The following is a 19,387-nucleotide window of genomic DNA, read 5'->3' as shown; positions in this document are numbered from 1 at the left end:
TGCTTTCCTGCGGCGATCGGTGCTGCGCCAGGGATCAGGCGTCGACGGGATCGATCAGGCGAATCTCGGCATGGGTCACCCATTCCGAGGTGGCCTCACTGAAGCGCGTCATGTGGGGGGTGGCCATGTGGTCGTCCAGCGCCTGCCGGGAGTCCCAGGCCTCGATGACGGTGACGGTGTCAGGCCTTGGTGGGGCGTAGGCCGTCGGTCCCTCGGGATGATCCTGGCTCGGCTGGTACAGCTGACAACCCGCTTCCTGGCGCACGGTCGGCGCGATGTCCAGCAAGGCGTTCAGCACGTCCTTGTCGTGTCCCGGGGCGGTGGTGATCGTGGCGATGACCCACAGCATGGCAGTCTCCTTTCTCGAAGGTTGGGGGATTACAGGGTGATGACGGTCTTGAGCGGTCGCACCCTGGCGTGCTTGAGCTCGCTCAGGCGCTGCGGGAGGTGCGCGAAGTCATCGATCTCGGGCGTCGGCAGCGTCAACTCGCCGTCGGCCACGCGTGCGAGCAGGGTGCGTCCCGCCTGGCGCAGCTCGGCCCAGTCCGCGTCGCTGCCGGCCTGATGCAGGGCGCCGAGGGCGACCTCGTGCTGGGACAGGGCGCGGCCGAACGCCGGTGCCGCGGCCGCCTCCAGGCGGTCCTGGACGCAGACGATATGGCCGTTGGCGCCCAGGTGATCGGTCATCCGGCGCGCGTGCTCGCCATTGACGGTATCGATGACGGCAAAGACCGGCGCCGACAGGGCCTCTGGCGTCTCGAGCACCTCCTGCGCGCCCAGCGCCCTGAGCGCCTCATGCCGCTTGGTTGATGCCATGGCGATGACCCGGAAACCGCGCTCCGCGGCCAGCTGCACCAGCCAGCGCCCGACGCTGCCGGATGCGCCGGTGATCATCAGCCGCTTGCCGGGCTTGACCGGTAGCTTCTCGATGGCCTGCCAGGCGGTCAGGGCCGGGCAGGGAAAGGCCGCCGCGGTCGCCCAGTCGATCGTTTCCGGCAGGGGGATGACGGCGCGGGCAGGCAGGCGCAGGTGGGTGGCGAAGCTGCCCGGGCCGGCCAGGGTGGTATGCACGGCGATGCGATCGCCGGGCGCGACGTGAGTGACGCCCGCCCCGCAGGCCAGTACCTCGCCGGCGGCATCGACCCCGGGAATCTGGCCCGGCTGCCACAGGGCACTGTCCATGGCGATGAACTTCCAGTCCACCGGGTTGAGCCCGATGGCGCGGGTGGCGACGATCACCTCCTGATCGCCGGGCGCCTCCAGTGAGCGACGCTCCCGCTTCAGCGCCTCCGGCTCACCCGGACCGGTCCAGGTCCAGGCCTCGAAGGTCTCGGGGAGGGACGTGTGGTCAGTCGACATCGGCGGTCTCCCTGGCATGGGGGTCGATGACGGGCGCCTGGCCCTGAAAGCGCGGCAGCACCTCGCGGCCGATCTCCTCGAGGGTCTCGTCCAGGGGGCGCTGGTTGCGGCGGAAGTGCAGGCCGATATGGTTGACCCCGGCCGCCTGCATCGCCTCGAGCTCGCGGATCAGCCCCTCGCGGCCGGCGCTGATGCCGAAGCGTTGCCGGGTCGTGGGGGCGTCGGGTTGTTCGAGCAGGTCCAGGTGGATGAAGCTGACATAGGGCTTGTCACCGGCCACCTGGCGCCAGAGGCCGACGCGCTGGATGTGATCCTGTGGCGTGCCGGGGTAGGCGAGCCAGCCGTCCATCTGCTCGCCCACCCAGGAGGGTGTCTGCTGGGCGAGGCCGGCCACCAGCAGCGGTGGTTGAGGGGCATGGGGCAACACGGCCTGCCCCGATGACAGCCGGGTATCCGCCTGTCCCTTGAGAATCTCCACCGCGTCGCGGAACCGGGCGCCCCGCTGGGTAAAGTCTTCTCCGAACAGAGGGTACTCGGCAGGGCGGTCGCCGCTGGCGACCCCCAGCAGCAGGCGGTTGTCGCTCAGCGCCTGCACGGTGGCGGCCGCCTTGCGCACCAGCCAGGGCTGGCGCAGGGGAAGCACGGCGGCAGCGGTGCCTAGCAGCAGGTGGTCGGTATGGCGCGCTAGGTAACCGAGATAGGTAAACAGCTCGAAGACCTGGCCGGCATCGCCGAAGCTGGGGTCATAGAGCGGCACATCGCGCAGCCAGGCGGCGCGGAAACCGAGGCGGTCGACCTGGGCGATGCGCTCGGCATGGGCTTCCATGTCGGGAACGCCGAAGGGGCGGGCCTCGTCGCGACGGGCGCGCTCGCCGCTCGGGCTCCAGTCGTTATCCAGCGGCAGCTCGACCCCGAGGGTCAGCGGGCCTTGGGTCAGTCGATTGAGGGACATGTCGATCTCCTGTCGGCAAGCAGCTGCCCGGCGCTAAGGCCGGGCAGAGGAAGGGACATCAGGCCGGCGCGGTCGCGGCCTGGCCACGACGGTCCAGGTTGCCGGAGAGCCGGGTCAGGACCAGGGCCAGCACCACGATGCCGGCGCCGATCCAGGCGGTGTCGGTGAGGGCCATGCCGTCGACGACGTAGCCGCCGACCACCGAGCCCAGGGCGATGCCGATATTGAAGGCGGCGATGTTGAGGCCGGAGGCGACATCGACGGCCTCGGGAACGAAGCGCTCGGCCTGCTGCACCACATAGACCTGCAGGCCCGGCACGTTACCGAAGGCGAAGGCGCCCCAGACCAGCACGGTCAGCACCGCGGCCACGGGATGGGTGGCGGAGACCGTCAGCACCAGCAGGATGGCGATCAGGCCCGTGAAGATCAGGGTCAGGGCGCGGATGGGGCCCATGCGGTCGGCCAGCTTGCCGCCGTAGATGTTGCCGAAGGCCACCGAGGCGCCGTAGACCAGCATGATCAGGCTGACGGCGTTGTTACCGAAGCCGCTGACCTCCTGGAGGATGGGCGCCAGGTAGGTGAAGGCGGTGAAGGTGCCGCCGTAGCCCAGGATGGTGATCAGGTAGACGAGCAGCAGGCGCGGATGGGTCAGGACCTTGAGCTGCTGGCCGATCGAGGCCGGCGCGGCCTTCTTCAGGTTGCTGGGCACCAGCAGGGCGCTGCCGATCAGGGCCAGGGCGCCGAGCGCCGAGACCACCAGGAAGGTGGCGCGCCAGCCGAAGTTCTGGCCGATCCAGGTGCCCAGGGGCACGCCGGTGACCAGCGCCACGGTCAGGCCGGTGAACATGATGGCGATGGCGCTGGCCTCCTTGTCCTTGCTGACCAGGCTGGTGGCGATGGTCGAGCCGATGGAGAAGAAGACGCCGTGGGCCAGGCCGGTCAGGATGCGCGCCGTGATCAGCGAGCCGTAGCCGGGCGCCTGCCAGGCCAGCAGGTTGCCGATGATGAACAGGGCCATCAGCCCCAGCAGCACCAGCTTGCGGTTCAGCCGCCCGGTCAGGGCGGTCAAGACGGGCGCCCCAACGGCGACGCCGGCGGCATAGAGGCTGACCAGCAGGCCGGCCGAAGGTAACGATACGCCCAGGTCCTGGGCGATGGTGGGCACCAAGCCGACAATCACGAATTCGGTGGTGCCGATGGCAAAGGCACTGAGCGTCAGTGCAAACAATGCAATGGGCATGGCAGATCTCCTTGGGGAAGCGAGGGAACGTTTCACGCTGCGGAGTCTGCGCCTGCTGTCTTGTGCGATAAACCGGGGTAAAATCAAAACACCTTTACGTTTTTGATAACAGTGCCGCGGCCATGGGGGGAGTATGCAGAGTCGGACCGAGGATCTTCAGCTCTTGGTAGCCGTGGTCGACAGCGGCGGCTTCAGCGCGGCGGCGAGGCTGATGGAGGTGCCGGTGGCACGGGTGTCGCGCGCCGTGCAGCGGCTGGAGCAGCAGCTCGATACGCCCCTGCTCAATCGCACCACGCGCAGCGTGACCCTGACCAGCGAGGGCCGCCTCTTCATCGATCGGGTCAGGGAGGGGCTGAACACCCTGGAAGAGGCCGAGGAGGCGATGCGGCTGAGTCGCGAGCGACCCGGGGGCCGTCTTCGGGTGGATGCCGCCACGCCCTTCGTGCTGCATCAGCTGGTGCCCCTGATCGGGCCATTTCGCGAACACTACCCGGGGATCGAGCTCGAGCTGTCGGCCTCGGATGACATCATCAACCTGCTCGAGCAGCGAACGGACGTCGCGATTCGCATCGGCGGCCTGGAGGATTCCACCCTGCATGCCCGCCCGCTGGGGCGCTCGCCGCTGCAGCTGGTCGCCAGCCCGCAGTACCTGGAGCGCCATGGCGTGCCGGTCAGCCCCGCGGCATTGCGTGACCACCAGTTGCTGGGATTCCTGAATGCCGACAACCTCAATCGCTGGCCCGTCGAGGGGCTGACGCAAGAGGGCCCCAACATCCGCTCGCAGCTGAGCACCACCAGCGGGGAGGTCATGCGCCAGCTGTGCCTGGCCGGCGAGGGGATCGCCTGCTTGTCGCGTTTCATGATCCAGGACGATCTCGTCCAGGGACGGCTGGTCACCCTGCTGGCGGATCGCATGATTAGCCCCAATCCGAGGGAATCGGTCCAGGCCGTCTACTACCGCAACACGGCCCTGTCGGGGCGCATCGGCGCCTTCCTCGATTTTATCGCGCCGCGCCTGAGGCTGTGATGGCATCGGCCATGATGGGCCAGGGGAGGCGAGGGACTGGCGCATTTCGCTGCCGGCTTGACCTAAGAAGGTGTAGCCGATGGAATTGTCCGTCCCGCCGTCACCCGCCAGGAGGCACTGCCATGAGCGCGACCCCGGACCGCGCGACCGCCCCCGAGTCCTTCTCCACGTCGGTGATGGCGTCCGCCCCCTGTTCGTTGGCCTGGCCCTGCTGATGCTGGGCAATGGGCTGCAGGGCAGCCTGCTGGGGGTGCGGGCCTCCCAGGAAGCGTTCGGCAGCGGCGTGATCGGCCTGATCATGGCGGCCTTCTTCGCGGGCTTTCTGCTCGGCTCGGTATGGTCCGCCCGTGCCCTGCGACGGGTGGGCTATATTCGCGTGTTTGCTGCCCTGGCGGCCATGGCATCGGTGGCCATTCTCGTTCAGGAGCTGTTCGTGGTGCCCGTGGCCTGGGGGCTGATGCGTTTCGTCACCGGCCTGTGCTTCGCCGGCATCTATGTCGTCTCGGAGAGCTGGCTGAATAATCGGGCGACCAACCTCACGCGCGGGCGCCTGCTGGCGGTCTACATGGTCGTCATGTACCTGGGGCAGGGCGGAGGACAGCTGCTGCTGAACGTGGCCGATCCCTCGAAGGCCGATCTCTTCATCCTGTCGTCGATCCTGATTTCCGTCGCGGTGGTACCGCTGCTGCTCAGTGCCACGCCGGCCCCGGATGTCAGCCTCGCGTCGCGCATGTCCGTGAGCCGGCTGTGTCGTATCTCGCCGTTCGGTGCCGGAGGCGTCTTCGTGGCGGGGCTGATCAATGGCACGATCATGGGGATGGGCGCGGTCTATGCCCACGATGCCGGCCTGTCCGTCGCCCGCATCGCCCTGTTCATGGGGGCCGTGATCTGTGGCGGCGCCCTGCTGCAGTGGCCACTGGGACGTCTCTCCGACCGCATGGATCGACGCTGGGTCATTCTCGGAGTGACCTTTGCGGCGGCCGGCGCCTCGATGCTGGCGTACCGGGCCACCGGCTGGGCAACGCCGGGGATGCTGGCGAGTGTGGGACTCTTCGGCGGTCTCTCCTTTGCGCTGCACTCCTTGAACCTGGCGCATACCAACGACTGCCTGGAACCCTCGGAGATGCTTGGCGCCAGCAGCTCCCTGGTGCTGTTGCTCGGCGTGGGCTCGGTGATCGGCCCGCTGGCCGTGGGGGCCGTGATGAGCCAGGTCGGCGCCGCGGGCTTCTTCTGGTGGCTGGCGGCCGTGCAGCTGATCTTTGGCCTCTTCGGCCTGGGCTGCGTGCGGTATTTTGCCAAGCGTGGCTCGGTCGCGCCTTCCCACTATGTCGTCGTTCCGTCCCAGACCTCCTCGGTGGGGGTGGCGGCCATCGAGGACGTTTACGCCACCCAGGACGATGAGCCGGCTCACGAGCGCCCCGGGGAGGCACTGGACCAGCGAGGGGAGGGCGCGGAGAGGGAAGAACCGCGGCCGGCGCGGTCCTCCGAGACGCCCTGATCGCTCCTCTCGGAGAGGGCGGCCGCCCGTGCCGTCGAGGGGAGCGACACGATGGCCTGGTTCAGGCCATGGGGCCCACCGGCAGACCTTGTACCAGGGCCTTTTCATAAGCACCGGCAAAGTGCGTCTTGAGCCAGTCCATCAGCCCCCGGACACTCTGCAGCTGGAAGCGGTGAGGGGGGCAAACCATCGACAAGGGCGTGGGTTCGGCCCAGTCCGGAAGCACCTCGACGAGCGTCCCCCTGGCAATGTCCGCCTGGACATAGGCGTCGACCAATCGAGCGACCCCCAGGCCGGATAGCGCCGCCTGGCGCATGGCCCTTCCGCTGATGATCCTGTAGCCGCGACTGGCCTGGATGAGCCGCTGCTCGCTGCCTCGCGCCAAGAGCCAGTGATCCACGCTGCCGTAGATCAGTGGCAGGGCGCGCAGGTCGTCGGGGACCTGGATGGGGGCGTGCCGGGCCAGGAACTCCGGGCTGGCGACATAGCGGGTCGTGACGCGATGCAGCCGGCGGGCCACGAGACTGGAGTCGGCCAGCTCTCCCATCCTCACCACCAGGTCGTAGGGGCTGTCCATGAGATCCTCACGCAGGCTGGAGAAGTCCAGCGCGATCTCCACCCCCGGGTGGCGCTGCTGGAAGCGGAACACCAGTGGGGCCACCAGCTCTTCACCGATGAGTCCTCCGACGGAGTTCATGCGAATCCGTCCGCTCAGCTCACGGGTCGATTGCATGGCCCACTCGCTCGCCGATTCCAGTTGGCGAAACGCCAGCTGACACCGCTCGGCATATCCCTCGCCGATGCGCGTTAGGCGCAGGCTTCGGGTGGTGCGGTGCAGCAGCTGCACGGCCAGTGCCTGCTCAAGTGCCGTGACCTGCTGGCTCAGGTTGGCCTTGGAGTGGCCGGAGGCCTTCGCCGCCGCGGTGAAGCTGCCGTGCTCCGCGACCAGCAGGAAGGCACGTACCCAGCGCAACGATATGTCGTTCATAAAAAGTGAACAGTCTTTTCAGAATGGGGGCATTTTTCATCATAACGGCATTGCTCATCATGTGCCCCCTGTTGATGATTCACGCCTGCCATCGCGGCAGGCCAGCTTCATGGGAGACGTATCATGACCAAACCGCTCGTCGTGGTGACAGGTGCCTCATCCGGCATCGGTGCCGCCATCGCCCAACAGCTTTCAGCGCTTGGCCATCCACTGCTGCTGCTGGCTCGCCGCCTCGAGCGGATCGAAGCCCTGGCACTGCCCAACGCACTGTGCCGCCGGGTCGACGTCACCGATGCGGAAGCGTTTCGGGCTGCCATCCGGGAAGCCGAGGCGCTCTATGGGCCGGTGGATATGCTGGTGAACAATGCCGGCGTCATGTTGCTCGGTCAGCTGGACACGCAGGACCCCGCCGAGTGGCAGCGCATGTTCGATGTCAACGTGATGGGGCTGCTGAACGGCATTCACGCGGTTCTGGCCGATATGACCTCCCGCGGCCAGGGGACGATTCTGAACATCAGCTCCATTGCAGGAAAGAAGAGCTTCCCGAGTCACGCCGCCTACGTGGGCAGCAAGTTTGCGGTCAGCTCCATCACCGAGAACCTGCGGGAGGAAGTGGCCGACAGCAGCGTGCGGGTGATGGCCATTCATCCCGGCGCGGTGGACACCGAGCTGGTGAGCCACACCACCAGCGAAGAGATCAAGGCCGGCTACGAAGCGTGGAAACACGCCATGGGGGGCGTGCTGGCCGCCGAGGATGTCGCCGCGGCGGCCGTCTACATGTACCAGCAGCCACAGCACGTCAACATCCGCGATATCACCATTGCGGCCACGCGCCAGCCGGCGTGAGCCGGTCGCGGGATCTTGGCGCGGATCCTCGGTGTCGTGCTGGCCCTTTCATGCCGCCTGATGTCCATGAGTCTGCCGCCGGATGAATGGCTGAAGAGGCGCTCCGACGGCTAGCAGAGGATAACGTCCAATCGCCCCCGGCAACGTGATGGTGACCGTCATCGAGAACCGGGAGATCGATGGGTCCTTTCAGGATAGGGGCGCACGAGGCTGCCGAGGGTGAGGTGATGGAATCTGCGCAAGAGGCCCGCTCGACGCGGGCCTCTTGCTTGCTTGGGGCGATAATCGATGGCCGCGCCAACGCCAACGACGCTCAAGAGGGGCCCGCTCGATGGGAGCCTGCTTGATGCTCGGGGGATCGCGGGGCCCTGTCGCCGCCTGCTCAGACGGTGGAGCTATCGCCGAGGCGGGAGGTGCCGAGGGACTCCAGCGCACGGGCCATGTCCTCGGCGAGCTCTTCGACGGCCTGCCTGTCGACATCGCGCTGGGCGAAGGCCCGCAGCCCCATGACGTCGGCCTGCAGGCGGCGGGCGAGGCGTCGGGTATCGAGGTCATCGGGCAGCTCGCCGCGCCGGCGGGACGTTTCCAGGGCCTGGTGGAAGCGCGCCTCCATGCCGGCCAGCAGGGTATTGACGTGCTCGCGCGCCGCCGCCTCGCGCTCGTCGAGTTCCAGCAGGCTCTTCACCAGCATGCAGGCGCGGCTGGGCAAGGCCTGGTCGTAAAGCGTGCCGAGGCCACGCAGGTAGTCGGCCAGGGCTCGCAGCGGCGTGGGGCCCTCGTCCAAGGCCCGCTCCAGCTCGGCAAGCCCCAGCCGCGTATAGCGTTCCAGCGATTCGCGAAACAGCTTCTCCTTGCTGCCGAAGTGGCTATAGATGCTGCCCGGGCGCATGTCGAGGGCGCGTTCGATGTCCTTGAGCGAGGTGGCATGGAACCCCTGGCGCCAGAACAGCTGCATGGCCTGGTCCAGCGCGGTGTGACGGTCGTGATGGCTGGGGCGAGACATGGCGCTCTCCGATTCGCGAGTGGGTGGCTCGCGCATGAATATTGAGTGATCGCTCAAATTGTAGCTTGAGTGATCACTCAAAAACAGCTAGCCTCTTGAATCGTGATGGGGATATCCCTTCCTGTACCCCTTTTTGAGCGATCGCTCAAAAAGGGGTGGGGGCAGGGCCTCTCCCTGCTAACACTCTTCCCGAAGGAGCACGACATGAGCGACTTTACCCTGCATACCCCGGAGACGGCCCCGGCCGAGAGCCAACCGCTGCTGGACAATTCCCAGAAGAGCTTCGGCATGATTCCCGGGCTGCACGCCGTGATGGCCGAGGCGCCGACGCTGCTGGAGGGCTATCAGGTTCTCCACGATCTCTTCCAGCGCACCAGCTTTGACGCCGACGAGATCACGGTGGTGTGGCAGACGATCAACGTCGAGCATGCCTGCCATTACTGCGTGCCGGCCCATACCGCCATCGCCAAGTCGATGAAGGTCGATGACGCGATCACCGAGGCCCTGCGCAACGAGACCCCGCTGCCCAGCGATCGTCTCGAGGCGCTGCGGACCTTTACCCTGGCGATGGTTCGGGAGCGCGGCGAGGTGAACAAGGCCACCGTGCAGCGTTTCCTCGACGCCGGCTTCACCCGCCAGCAGGTGCTGGAGATCGTCCTGGGGATTTCTCAGAAGGTGATGAGCAACTACACCAACCATCTGGCCGAGACGCCGGTCGACGAGCCCTTCCAGCCCTTCGCCTGGGAAAAGTCCAACGGGTAACGGGGCGCCGGCGGCGAGGCCACGGCCCCGCCGCCCGAGCGGGCCGCCGCGAGGTCCGCTCGCCAGTATCGCCTAATCGCCACGAGGCGGCCGAGACATCGGCCGCCTCGTGGCGTGTCGGGCAGGCGCGCCAGGCGTCAGGCGAATCCTTCGAGCACGATCTTGCCCCTGGCCTTGCCGCTCTCCAGCAGCGCATGGGCGCGCTTGAGGTTCGCCGCATTGATGGTGCCGAAGGCCTCGGTGGCGGTGGACCGGATCATGGCGGTGTCCAGCAGGCCGGCCACCCTGTCCAGTATCTTGCCCTGCCGGTCGAGGTCGGCGGTGGTGAAGAGGGCGCGGGTGAACATCAGCTCCCAGTGGATGGAGGCCGCCTTGGTCTTGAACGGCAGCACGTTCAGCGTCTCGGGATCATCGATCAGGCCGAAGCGCCCCTGGGGGGCCAGCAGCTCCGCCACCTGCTCGGCGTACTGCCCGGAGTGGGTGGTCGAGAACACGAAGCCGGGCTGGCCGATGCCCAGCGCCTCGATCTGTGCCGGCAGCGGCCGGCGGTGATCGACGACGTGATGGGCGCCCAGCGCCTCGACCCATGCCCGGGTTTCCGGGCGTGACGCCGTGGCAATCACGGTCAGGTCGGTCAGGGCGCGCAGCAGCTGGATGGCGATCGAGCCCACGCCGCCGGCACCGCCGATGATCAGCACCGCCGGTGCCGCGCCGGGCACCGGCTCGGTGACCCGCAGGCGGTCGAACAGCATCTCGAAGGCGGTCAGGGTGGTCAGCGGCAGGGCGGCGGCCTGGGCGGCCGGCACGGACTTCGGCGCGTGACCGACGATGCGCTCATCGACCAGGTGGTATTCGCTGTTGGTGCCGGCCCGGCTGATGTCGCCGGCGTACCAGACCTTGTCGCCCGGTGAGAAGCGTGAGGCGCTGTCGCCCACGGCGACGACTTCCCCGACCGCGTCCCAGCCCAGCACGGCGGCCTGGCCCTCGGCCGGGGCTCGGTTCTGGCGAATCTTGAAGTCCACCGGATTGACCGAGACGGCCTCGACCTTGACCAGCAGGTCGTGGCCGACGGCGGTCGGGGTGGCGAGTTCGAGATCGACCAGGGCGTCATCGCGGTCGATGGAACCGGTCTCGTAGTAGCCAATGGCTTTCATGGTGTCACGCTCCGTGATCGGTGGATCAGTGGTGGTGGGATGGGGGTGACGGGAGAAGGCCTCCACGACTCCTCGCGTGGCCCGTCGCCTTGAGTGGGGGCATCATAGTGTCGCCGAGAGGCCGTAAAAACCGGCCGAAAGCGAAGACATAATCCGGCTGGGACGGATAATCACGAGGCGGCACTCCACCGCCTCTCCGGGGCTTCGGTATCAGGACTTCGGAATCAGGGCGACAGCGTCAGGATGCCAGGCTGTCCGCCGTACGCTTCGTTGACATGGCGTCGTGCCCGGGAAGCGGACAAGGCCCGCCCGTGCCGCGACGTCCTGCCACTTGCGGTATCCTCGTTGTCTCGCACAGGCGGAAAACGGCCTGTCATTGCAAACAACTTCCGGTGAGCCCGTAGAATGCTGCTCGACAACATTGCGCTGTTCCTGACCATCGTGGAGAAGGGCAGCCTGACGGCGGCGGGGCGCGAGGTCGGCCTGTCGCCGACCTCCGTCTCGGAGCGTCTGGCCGCGCTGGAGGCGCACTACGGGGTGGTGTTGCTCAACCGGACCACCCGCGCCCTCAGCCTCACCGAGGAGGGGCGCACCCTGGTCGACGGTGCCCGGGAGCTGTTGAACGGCGTGGCCGACCTGGATACCCGCATCCGCCACGGTGCCGAGACCCTGACGGGGCCGATCCGCTTGAGTGCGCCGAGCGACACGGGGCGTCATCTGCTCTCTCATGCCTTGAGCACCTTCCAGGATCGGCATCCGGGCATCCGGATCGAGCTGCTGCTGTCGGACGGCTATGTCGACATCGTGGGGGAGGGCGTCGATCTGGCCCTGCGTCTCGGGGCCATCATGGACAGTACCCTGAGGGTGCGCGCCCTGGGCGATGCCCGGCGGCTGGTCTGTGCGTCACCGGCCTATGTCGCGACCCACGGGGCGCCTCGCGAGCCCGCCGATCTCCGATCACGCAACTGCCTGGTGATGCGCTTCGGACAGAACCTCGACAACCAGTGGCGCTTCGAGACCCCGGCGGGGCCTCAGATTGTGACGGTGCAGGGCGATCGCGTCGCCAATGACGGGGCGATGGTTCGGCAATGGGGGCTGGAGGGCCGGGGGATCGTGCTCAAGTCGGAGCTGGACGCGGCGGACGACATTCGCCGCGGCCGGCTGATCGAGTTGCTGCCCGACTACGCGGCGGCTCCCGTCCCGGTGCAGCTGCTGTTCCCCCCGGCGCGCACCCAGCCGCACCGGGTCAAGGCGCTGGCCGATCATCTGATCGACACCTTTGCCATGCGGGAGGCTTTGCCCCGACGGCGCTGAATCTGTCGGGGCGGATCGGGGCTCGCCGCTTCCCTTCGTCGATCCCGGTGGGGCAGTATCAGCCTTGACCGAAGGGGGCATGACGCTTGCCCACACCGGGTTCAGCGCGCCGCATCGCGACGTCGCGTCGCCCGTCCAGCCTGGTGATCTCGGCAAGCCACGGAGGCACTATGCGTCGGCGAGGTTGACCTCGAGCACGATCTTGCCGACATGACGCTTTTCCTGGAACAGCGTCTGCGCCTCGCCGATCTTCTCGAGGGGCAGGGACGCCGCCACCAGGGGCGCAATGCGGTCCTGCTCGATATGGGCGATCAGGTTGGTGAAGACCTCGGGCTCCAGCACCGTGCAGCCCAGCAGGCGCAGGTCCTTGAGGTAGAGCGTGCGGACATCCAGCTCGACGATCGGGCCGGCGATGGCGCCCGAGACGGCGTAGCGGCCGTGGCGGCGTAGCACCTCCAGGTACTGCGGCCACTGCTCGCCGGCGACCAGGTCCACCACCACATCGATGCTGTTGGCGTCGATGACCTCGTTGAGGACGTCCTCGCGGCGCACGATCTCGTCGGCGCCCCGTTCACGCAGCATCTCGGCCTTGTCGGCGCCGGTGATGGCGATGACATGCGCCCCGCGGGCCTTGGCCAGCTGGACGGCGGCCGAGCCGACCCCGCCGGAGGCGCCCGTGACCAGCACGCGTTCCCCCGCGGCCACCTCGGCGCGAGTCAGCAGGTTCTCGGCGGTGGAGTAGGAGCAGGGGAAGGAGGCGAGCTCGACGTCGCTCAGCCCACTGTCGATGCGGCAGGCGTGCCGTGCGGCCACGGTGGTGTACTCCGCGAACCCGCCGTCGCACTCGGAGCCGAAGTACCAGGGCGGGTCCAGCGGTTCGCCGCGATGCTCCCGGAGGCAGGGCTCGATCAGTACCCGCTCGCCGATCCGCTCCGGGCTGACGCCATCCCCGACCGCGGCGATCCGGCCGCAGACGTCGGCCCCTTGAATGCGCGGGAACTGGAGGGGCTTGCCCGACCAGCTGGCATCCTCGCCGTCGGCGTCGCCTTTCGAGTACCAGGCGAGCCGGGTGTTGATGTCGGTGTTGTTGACGCCGGCGGCGGCGACGCGAATCAACACCTCGCCCGGCCCGGGCTTGGGCACGGGAATATCGTGACGGGCGTGCAGCACCTCGGGGCCGCCATGGCCGGTGAGCTGGATGCCGAACATCGTGTCAGGCAGCGTCATTGTCGGTTCTCCTCATCAGTTGGTAGGCAGCCGTCTGGGCCGATCGGATGGCCTCCTCGCCCAGGGTGGGCCAGGCGGCCGAGGCCCCTTCGTGAAGCAGGAAGAGTTCGCCCGCCAGTGCCTCGCGTCCGCTCAGGGTCGCCAGCAGCCGGCGTATCTCGTGCTTGTGCCGTTTCACCGAATCATTGACCCGCGCGTTGTGGGGAAAGGCCGCGAAGGCGCTCATCGACAGGCAGCCATGGGGCGCTTCGTGCTCCATCCACTGGGCCAGGCGCTGGAACAGCTTGGTGATGGCCTCGGCCCCCGGGCACGAGATATCCCTCGTCAGGAAGGCGAGATAGCGGGCATGGCGATGGTCCAGGGCGCCGATCACCATGGCCTCCTTGGAGGGAAAGTGGCGATACAGGGTCCGCATGCTCACCCCGGCAGCCTCTTTGATCTCGGGCACGCTGGGCGTGGCGAAGCCCTGCTGGCTGAAGAGCGCCTCCAGCCGTGCCGCGATCTGATCCTTGTCCATGTCTTGCCTCATCGGTAGAAAGATCTTTCTACCTCCAGGGTAGAATGATCTTTCTACATTCGTCAACGCTGGGAGTCGGATATCGGGAACAGAGGCCGAGGCCGGCATCGGTGACGCGCTCGGCGGGGGGCAGGGCAACCCGAACTTGCCCCGACGACGGCCTGGCGTACACAATTAGCCGTTTAACTAATCGCTCAGGAGGCGCGTCATGGAACGCCTGTTTATCTACGGCACACTGGGACCGGGCGGGCCCAATGAACACGTAATGCAGGCCATCGGCGGGCACTGGCAGCCGGGTCGCATCAAGGGTCGCCTGCGGCAGGCAGGGTGGGGCGCCGAGATGGGCTTCCCCGGCCTGGTGCTGGATGAGGCCGGCGACGACATCCCGGGCCACGTCTTCGTCTCCGACGCTCTGCCCGATCACTGGGCGGCGCTGGACGACTTCGAGGGCGCCGAGTACCAGCGCACCCCGGTCACCGTCCGCCTCGCCGAGGGAGGCACGGTCGAGGCCTACGTCTACGCCCTGCGTTGAGCGTCGAGGGCCCAGTGTGCGGTGCTCGAGATGGGGCCGGGTCATCCTCGCCATCGATCCGGGCTCCCTGCCCGGCGCGTCGGCGAAGCGCGAACCGATCCTCGAGGGACCTGAGCCGGCCGCTGAGCGCGCGGCATCTCGACGGGTATGCCCGTGGATTGCTTATAGACCCGTGCCCGAGATGGGGGCACAGTAGAAGCCTCGAAACGGAAACGATACCGCGAGGGCTAGAATCGTGACTCAACCAGCCTGGTGGGGCGAAGTCCTGGCCCTGTCGCACTCAGCCTATCTCCATATCTCCCGCGACCGGCGGATCATCGAGGCCGTGGGTGACACCCAGACCCTTTTGGGGCGCAAGCCGGAGGATGTGGTCGGCATGGCCCCCGATGAGCTGAAAGACATTCGCGCCCGGCTCGGCGTGGCCGTGGCGGAATGCTTGAGCAGGCGCGAGATTCGCCCGGGGGAGACCTGGGGATTCGAAGACGGTGCGGGATGCTACTACGGCCTTGCCGATGGCAGCGTCGTCATCAAGCTCACGGCCTCATTGCAGATCGATCAGGGCATCGTCGGTCGGCTCGCCGACCAGCTCCCGGTCATGGTGGCCTATGTCGACCGGATGGGCCGTTTTCGCTTCAATAATCAGGCCTACGTAGACTTCATCGGGATCAGCCGAGAAGCGCTTTATGGAAAACCGGTCTCCGCCGTGCTCGATGCCGCCTCCTACGACAAGATCTGGCCGCGCTTTCAACAGGCCTTTTCTGGACAGGAGGTGAGTTACGAAGACCGGATCTCGCTGGCGGACGGCCGCACGTATTACTTCAAAGTGCAGTATGTGCCCGACTTCCTGGACGGCGAGGTGGTGGGCTTCTACGCCATTATCCAGGACATTACGGAATATCGCGCCATGATCCAGCTTCTTCGCGATATCCATAGCGGTGTGAATCGTACCGATATCGGCACCCATGAAATTATCGACACGCTGCTCCGTGATGCGTTGGCCTATCTCGCGCTGGATATCGGGCTGGTCAGTCGTATCATCGACGATCAGTATATCGTCCAGTGGGCGGCGTCAGAGGTCGCCGAGATCGCGCCGGGCGATACCTTCGTCCTGGGAGACACCTACTGTCGCTTGATGCTTGATGTCGAGGATGTCTTCCACACCACCCAGGCGGGGCAGGACGCACGGGTCAGCGGCCATCCCTGCTACCAGCAGTTTGGTCTGGAAACGTACATCGGCGTGCCGCTGCATCTCAACGGCGAGGTATGGGGCACGCTCAATTTCTCCAGTGCTCAGTCTCGCCCTCACGGCTTTAGCCAAGTGGAGATCGAGCTCGTCCGGCTGATGGCCAATGCCGTCGAGCGGGTCATCGCCGATGCGGCGGAAATCGAGCAGGTGCGTCAAGAGCGCGATCGCCTGGCGGACAAGGCCTCGCGGGACTATCTCACCCGACTGCCCAACCGCCTCTACCTGGACCAGCATGTGGCGAGGCTGATCCGCGAGCATGATGCCCAGGGGACTCCCTTCTCGCTCGCCGTCATCGATATCGATCATTTCAAGCGCGTCAACGACACACATGGCCACGATGCCGGGGACGCCGTGCTCCAGTGGCTCGGTGCGAGGATTTCGGGTTGCCTCCGAGAGGGCGACATCGTGGCCAGGACGGGCGGTGAAGAATTTGTCGTGGTGCTGCGCGGTTCACATGTGCCAGAGGCGATCAAGGCAATGGAGCGGGTGCGTGAGCATGTCAATGCCGGCACCGTCTCGCTGCCTGGCGGCACTGAACTGGGGATCACCATCAGCGGCGGCCTCAGTGAGCATGCCAGGGGAGAGCCCTTCGCACGCTTGTTCAAGCGAGCCGACACCGCCTTGTATCGTGCCAAGCGCGACGGCCGCGATCGGGTCTGTCACTTGTAGGCGGCACCGGCGCTCGCCCAGGCAGGGGAAAAAAGGGGAGGCGTCGTCGGCCGTCGAGGCATGTTGATGGCCCTGGCCTAAGCCGCCACCTTGCGGTGGCGGCACTCGGCGTCGCCCGGCGGCCGGTCACTGATGTGCGTTCGGCGATCCCGGCAGGCTCCTATTGCTCCGTCATCGTCACCACCACACGCCCGCGAATGCGTCCCGTCAGCAGCTCTTCCGCCGCGTCTATGGCCTCGTCAAGCGTGATCGTGCGAGTGATGGCATCGAGCTGGGCAGGCGCCAGCAGCTCTCCAAGCCGCCGCCATGCCTCGAGGCGATCCGCGCCGGGACGCATCACGCTGTCGATCCCCACCAGGGTCACCCCGCGCAGAATGAACGGGGCGACGCTGGCAGGCAGGTCCATGCCCTGGGCCAGGCCACAGGCGGCCACGCTGCCGCCGTAGCGGGTGGAGGCCAGGACGTTGGCCAGTGTATGGCTGCCCACGGAATCGATGGCCCCCGCCCAGCGCTCCTTGCCCAGGGGGCGCCCCGGCGCCGAGAGTGTGCCGCGATCGATCACCTCGGCGGCGCCGAGTTCATGGAGGTAGTCGGCTTCCTCGGGGCGGCCGGTCGAGGCCACGACTCGATAGCCCAGGCGCGCGAGCAGCGCAATCGCATAGCTGCCCACTCCGCCATTGGCGCCAGTGACCAGCACGTCGCCTTGTTCCGGCGTGATCCCCTGCTTCTCGAGGGCCATCACCGAGAGCATGGCCGTATATCCGGCCGTGCCGATCGCCATGGCCTGGCGCGGCGTAAAGGCGGTCGGCAGCGGAATCAGCCAGCGGCTGTCCAGGCGAGCCTTCTCGGCAAGGCCTCCCCAGTGACCTTCTCCGACGCCCCAGCCATTGAGCAACACCGCATCTCCCGGGGCAAAGTCGTCACTGCTGCTGTGCTCGACGGTGCCGGCCAGATCGATCCCCGGCACCATGGGAAACTGACGCACGACGGGCCCCTTGCCGGTGATGGCCAGGGCATCCTTGTAGTTGAGCGTGCTGCAGTCGACGCGCACCGTGACATTGCCCTCGGGCAGCCGCGACTCGTCGATGGTCTCCAGCGCCGTGCGCTGCTGGTTGTCCTGCTTGTCGATCAGGATGGCCTTGAACATGATGCACCTCGGTGTCGTGGTGGATTCTTTTATAGACTGCTCGTCTATAAAAAGGTCCAGGAAAGCCCCTGCTAGCGGGGCAAGCCTCTCAGGTAAGTGGCGATGAAGACCCTCAGGGGGCGATCGCTGCGTTCCAGCCTGGCTCGCATCACGGCGCCTTCCCAGCCGATCCAGAAGGCCGTGGCGAGGCTCTCGCAGTCGGTAGCCTCGGTGAGCTCTCCCGCCTCGCAAGCCTCGTGCAGGCAACGCGCCAGGCGCCGCTCCCAGTCGGCCAGGGTCTCGAGCAACCACCCGCGATAGCTCTCGGGCAGTCCATCGGCCTCCTGTCCGAGGTTTCCGACCAGGCAACCCCGTCGATAGTCATGCCTCGCCATGCCGGCAGCGGCATCCTCGACGAAGGCTTCCAGCCGTGCCAGTGGAGGGCGTGACGTGTCGCCCAGGTGACGATCCAGCTTGGCAGCGAAATAGGCGGCGTAGTGGTCCATCACGGCACGGCCGAAGGCCTCCTTGCTGTCGAAGTAGTAATAGAAGGAGCCTTTCGGCACACCGACTCGCTTGAGAATGCCATCGATGCCGGAAGCGATGAATCCATGCTCGGTCAGCACTTCGAGGCCGCTGCGGATGAGGACGGCGCGGGTGTCCGGGTCTTCCCTCGGTACCTTGGGAGGGCGGCCTCGGCGTCGCGTGCTGGGGGCTTTGTTGGCTGTCATGAATAAAATATAGACCGACCGTCTATTCATGACAACCGCCGATGGGGAAAGAGCTGGAGAAAGAGGGATGGCGGCAGCGACAGTGGCGGGGACGGTCGCCCTGGCGTGAGATCCACATGGACGCGATGTATGCCGATCATGGCGTGCGTGGGCGTTGACCGGGCCCTCGTCTGCCGGTCTAGGGCGACCAGATATCGGCCATCACGTGTCGCACGGCGGCGATGACCGGTTCGTCGCGCCGCTCCTCGAGCCAGACGAAGCTCAGGGCACAGGGCAGGCGGATGCCCTCGGCGATCACCAGGCCACGCTCCTGGCGCTCCTGCAAGGCCGTGGCATCACGGGCCAGGGCCAGGCCGACGCCGGCCCGCACCAGGTCGATCATGCACGGTTCCTGATCGACCTGGGCCACGCGATACGGCGACAGGCCGTGGGGCGCGAGCTGCTCGCTCAGCAGGCGGTGATGGACCGAGCGCGGCGGGGTGACGACCCAGGGCAGGGTAGCGAGGTGGGGCCAGTCGGTTCGCGACAGGCGCGAGGACCAGCCGGCCGGGGCGATGACGTGGTAGGCGAACCGCGTCAGTTCCATCATCTCCACCGCCGGTGCCCCTTCCCCGGTCTCCGGCATCTGGCCGGGGGATTCGAGATAGAACCCGACATCCAGCTCGCGGCGCAGCAGCGACTCGAGCACATAGCCGCTGGTGCCGTGATGCAGCTCGGTCTCGACCTGAGACATCCGCTGCACGAGCTGGTGCAACAAGGCGCCCAGGCGAATGAACTCCGGGTCGACGATGGTGCCGATGCGCAGGCGTCCGCGCAGGGTGTCATGCATCGACGCTGCACTGATGTCGAAGGCCTGCAATGCCGCGAGGGCTGTCTCCGCGGAGGGCAGCAGCGCGTGACCATCGGCGGTCAACGAGAGGCCCTGGGCGTGGCGCTGGAAGAGCCTGAGGCCAAGGGTCTCCTGCAGCTGCTTGAGCTTGAGGCTGACGGCGGGCTGGGTCAGGTGCAGCGCCTCGGCGGCGCGGGACACGCTGCCCTCGTGGGCCACGGCCACGAAGGCGCGCAGGGCCTTCAGGTCATGCATTGACTCTCTCCCTGGAAACAGTCGCGGTGATGAGCGGCAAGATATTTGCGAAGCTTATACCCCGCTTTTGGCTTTCTCAATTGATTCCCTGCCGCCGTGCGCTAGTTTGGGG

At 66.9% G+C, this 19,387-nt stretch carries 19 protein-coding genes; 7 read left to right on the top strand and 12 right to left on the bottom strand.

All coding sequences use genetic code 11. The features are described from left to right. Positions 1-34 precede the first annotated feature (34 nt). The 4 genes from FIU88_RS11160 to FIU88_RS11145 are packed head-to-tail and all read right to left on the bottom strand — an operon-like array spanning position 35 to position 3,551. On the bottom strand, positions 35-349 hold the full coding sequence (locus tag FIU88_RS11160; RefSeq protein WP_152479295.1) for a putative quinol monooxygenase: 315 nt from the start codon (positions 347-349) through the stop codon (positions 35-37). Positions 350-378: 29 nt separating this feature from the next. After that, entirely contained in the window at positions 379-1,359 is a 981-nt protein-coding gene (locus FIU88_RS11155; RefSeq protein ID WP_152479294.1) for an alcohol dehydrogenase catalytic domain-containing protein, read from the bottom strand. Then, on the bottom strand, positions 1,349-2,311 hold the full coding sequence (locus FIU88_RS11150) for a TIGR03571 family LLM class oxidoreductase (RefSeq protein ID WP_152479293.1): 963 nt from the start codon (positions 2,309-2,311) through the stop codon (positions 1,349-1,351). Before FIU88_RS11150 ends, FIU88_RS11155 begins: the two co-directional genes overlap by 11 nt. Positions 2,312-2,369: 58 nt before the next feature. Beyond that, a complete protein-coding gene (locus tag FIU88_RS11145) occupies positions 2,370-3,551 on the bottom strand; it encodes an MFS transporter (RefSeq protein ID WP_152479292.1) in 1,182 nt (393 codons plus the stop codon). Between the two features lie 133 nt (positions 3,552-3,684). Here FIU88_RS11145 and FIU88_RS11140 point away from each other — a divergent pair, with 133 nt between their 5' ends. After that, on the top strand, positions 3,685-4,578 hold the full coding sequence (locus FIU88_RS11140; RefSeq protein WP_152479291.1) for a LysR family transcriptional regulator: 894 nt from the start codon (positions 3,685-3,687) through the stop codon (positions 4,576-4,578). 79 nt (positions 4,579-4,657) lie between these two features. After that, the gene (locus tag FIU88_RS11135; protein WP_152479290.1) at positions 4,658-6,076 is read left to right on the top strand and encodes an MFS transporter; all 1,419 of its coding nucleotides are present in this window, start codon (positions 4,658-4,660) and stop codon (positions 6,074-6,076) included. Positions 6,077-6,137: 61 nt separating this feature from the next. Here the strand turns inward: FIU88_RS11135 and FIU88_RS11130 are convergent, their stop codons facing one another. Further along, positions 6,138-7,049, bottom strand: coding sequence for a LysR family transcriptional regulator (locus FIU88_RS11130; RefSeq protein WP_253742524.1), 912 nt, complete (start codon positions 7,047-7,049; stop codon positions 6,138-6,140). A gap of 138 nt (positions 7,050-7,187) precedes the next feature. Between FIU88_RS11130 and FIU88_RS11125 the strand changes: the two genes are divergently transcribed. Beyond that, entirely contained in the window at positions 7,188-7,910 is a 723-nt protein-coding gene (locus FIU88_RS11125) for an SDR family oxidoreductase (RefSeq protein ID WP_152479288.1), read from the top strand. Positions 7,911-8,292: 382 nt separating this feature from the next. Here FIU88_RS11125 and FIU88_RS11120 read toward each other — a convergent pair whose 3' ends face one another. After that, on the bottom strand, positions 8,293-8,913 hold the full coding sequence (locus FIU88_RS11120; RefSeq protein WP_152479287.1) for a TetR/AcrR family transcriptional regulator: 621 nt from the start codon (positions 8,911-8,913) through the stop codon (positions 8,293-8,295). Between the two features lie 204 nt (positions 8,914-9,117). Here FIU88_RS11120 and FIU88_RS11115 point away from each other — a divergent pair, with 204 nt between their 5' ends. Next, positions 9,118-9,675 carry a carboxymuconolactone decarboxylase family protein gene (locus FIU88_RS11115; protein WP_152479286.1) on the top strand — a complete coding sequence of 186 codons (558 nt, stop codon included), beginning with the start codon at positions 9,118-9,120 and terminating at the stop codon, positions 9,673-9,675. A gap of 137 nt (positions 9,676-9,812) precedes the next feature. Here the strand turns inward: FIU88_RS11115 and FIU88_RS11110 are convergent, their stop codons facing one another. Continuing rightward, entirely contained in the window at positions 9,813-10,829 is a 1,017-nt protein-coding gene (locus FIU88_RS11110) for a zinc-binding alcohol dehydrogenase family protein (protein WP_152479285.1), read from the bottom strand. Positions 10,830-11,234: 405 nt separating this feature from the next. On the opposite strand from FIU88_RS11110, the gene FIU88_RS11105 reads away from it, so the two are divergent. After that, the gene (locus tag FIU88_RS11105) at positions 11,235-12,143 is read left to right on the top strand and encodes a LysR family transcriptional regulator (RefSeq protein WP_152479284.1); all 909 of its coding nucleotides are present in this window, start codon (positions 11,235-11,237) and stop codon (positions 12,141-12,143) included. Between the two features lie 168 nt (positions 12,144-12,311). Here FIU88_RS11105 and FIU88_RS11100 read toward each other — a convergent pair whose 3' ends face one another. Further along, positions 12,312-13,370 (bottom strand): alcohol dehydrogenase family protein, encoded by a 1,059-nt coding sequence (locus FIU88_RS11100; protein ID WP_152479283.1) that lies wholly within the window; start codon positions 13,368-13,370, stop codon positions 12,312-12,314. Further along, positions 13,357-13,887 carry a TetR/AcrR family transcriptional regulator gene (locus FIU88_RS11095; RefSeq protein WP_152479282.1) on the bottom strand — a complete coding sequence of 177 codons (531 nt, stop codon included), beginning with the start codon at positions 13,885-13,887 and terminating at the stop codon, positions 13,357-13,359. The genes FIU88_RS11100 and FIU88_RS11095 overlap by 14 nt, the downstream gene beginning before the upstream one ends. Positions 13,888-14,095: 208 nt before the next feature. Between FIU88_RS11095 and FIU88_RS11090 the strand changes: the two genes are divergently transcribed. After that, the gene (locus FIU88_RS11090) at positions 14,096-14,419 is read left to right on the top strand and encodes a gamma-glutamylcyclotransferase (protein ID WP_016855416.1); all 324 of its coding nucleotides are present in this window, start codon (positions 14,096-14,098) and stop codon (positions 14,417-14,419) included. A gap of 235 nt (positions 14,420-14,654) precedes the next feature. Next, positions 14,655-16,334, top strand: coding sequence for a diguanylate cyclase (locus tag FIU88_RS11085; RefSeq protein ID WP_152479281.1), 1,680 nt, complete (start codon positions 14,655-14,657; stop codon positions 16,332-16,334). A 160-nt stretch (positions 16,335-16,494) separates the two neighbouring features. On the opposite strand, the gene FIU88_RS11080 is transcribed toward FIU88_RS11085, so the two are convergent. The 3 genes from FIU88_RS11080 to FIU88_RS11070 form a co-directional block, all read right to left on the bottom strand. Next, positions 16,495-17,481, bottom strand: a complete 987-nt coding sequence (locus tag FIU88_RS11080) for an MDR family oxidoreductase (RefSeq protein WP_152479280.1) — start codon at positions 17,479-17,481, stop codon at positions 16,495-16,497. A gap of 71 nt (positions 17,482-17,552) precedes the next feature. After that, the gene (locus FIU88_RS11075; RefSeq protein ID WP_152479279.1) at positions 17,553-18,191 is read right to left on the bottom strand and encodes a TetR/AcrR family transcriptional regulator; all 639 of its coding nucleotides are present in this window, start codon (positions 18,189-18,191) and stop codon (positions 17,553-17,555) included. 178 nt (positions 18,192-18,369) lie between these two features. After that, positions 18,370-19,275, bottom strand: coding sequence for a LysR family transcriptional regulator (locus FIU88_RS11070; protein ID WP_152479278.1), 906 nt, complete (start codon positions 19,273-19,275; stop codon positions 18,370-18,372). Positions 19,276-19,387: the final 112 nt, after the last annotated feature.

Origin of the sequence: Halomonas sp. THAF12, assembly GCF_009363675.1 — a bacterium.
GTDB classification, from domain to species: Bacteria; Pseudomonadota; Gammaproteobacteria; order Pseudomonadales; family Halomonadaceae; genus Halomonas; species Halomonas smyrnensis.
Note: the sequence above shows the minus strand (reverse complement) of the source record. Positions and strands in the feature narration are given on the sequence as shown.

Excerpts from the sequence above, each read along its gene's own strand:
- FIU88_RS11115 (WP_152479286.1), top strand. The coding sequence starts at position 9,118 with ATGAGCGACTTTACCCTGCATACCCCGGAGACGGCCCCGGCCGAGAGC.
- FIU88_RS11145 (WP_152479292.1), bottom strand. The coding sequence starts at position 3,551 with ATGCCCATTGCATTGTTTGCACTGACGCTCAGTGCCTTTGCCATCGGC.
- FIU88_RS11100 (WP_152479283.1), bottom strand. The coding sequence starts at position 13,370 with ATGACGCTGCCTGACACGATGTTCGGCATCCAGCTCACCGGCCATGGC.
- FIU88_RS11135 (WP_152479290.1), top strand. The coding sequence starts at position 4,658 with ATGGAATTGTCCGTCCCGCCGTCACCCGCCAGGAGGCACTGCCATGAG.
- FIU88_RS11095 (WP_152479282.1), bottom strand. The coding sequence starts at position 13,887 with ATGGACAAGGATCAGATCGCGGCACGGCTGGAGGCGCTCTTCAGCCAG.
- FIU88_RS11160 (WP_152479295.1), bottom strand. The coding sequence starts at position 349 with ATGCTGTGGGTCATCGCCACGATCACCACCGCCCCGGGACACGACAAG.
- FIU88_RS11150 (WP_152479293.1), bottom strand. The coding sequence starts at position 2,311 with ATGTCCCTCAATCGACTGACCCAAGGCCCGCTGACCCTCGGGGTCGAG.
- FIU88_RS11125 (WP_152479288.1), top strand. The coding sequence starts at position 7,188 with ATGACCAAACCGCTCGTCGTGGTGACAGGTGCCTCATCCGGCATCGGT.
- FIU88_RS11140 (WP_152479291.1), top strand. The coding sequence starts at position 3,685 with ATGCAGAGTCGGACCGAGGATCTTCAGCTCTTGGTAGCCGTGGTCGAC.
- FIU88_RS11090 (WP_016855416.1), top strand. The coding sequence starts at position 14,096 with ATGGAACGCCTGTTTATCTACGGCACACTGGGACCGGGCGGGCCCAAT.
- FIU88_RS11080 (WP_152479280.1), bottom strand. The coding sequence starts at position 17,481 with ATGTTCAAGGCCATCCTGATCGACAAGCAGGACAACCAGCAGCGCACG.
- FIU88_RS11075 (WP_152479279.1), bottom strand. The coding sequence starts at position 18,191 with ATGACAGCCAACAAAGCCCCCAGCACGCGACGCCGAGGCCGCCCTCCC.
- FIU88_RS11105 (WP_152479284.1), top strand. The coding sequence starts at position 11,235 with ATGCTGCTCGACAACATTGCGCTGTTCCTGACCATCGTGGAGAAGGGC.
- FIU88_RS11110 (WP_152479285.1), bottom strand. The coding sequence starts at position 10,829 with ATGAAAGCCATTGGCTACTACGAGACCGGTTCCATCGACCGCGATGAC.
- FIU88_RS11120 (WP_152479287.1), bottom strand. The coding sequence starts at position 8,913 with ATGTCTCGCCCCAGCCATCACGACCGTCACACCGCGCTGGACCAGGCC.
- FIU88_RS11155 (WP_152479294.1), bottom strand. The coding sequence starts at position 1,359 with ATGTCGACTGACCACACGTCCCTCCCCGAGACCTTCGAGGCCTGGACC.
- FIU88_RS11070 (WP_152479278.1), bottom strand. The coding sequence starts at position 19,275 with ATGCATGACCTGAAGGCCCTGCGCGCCTTCGTGGCCGTGGCCCACGAG.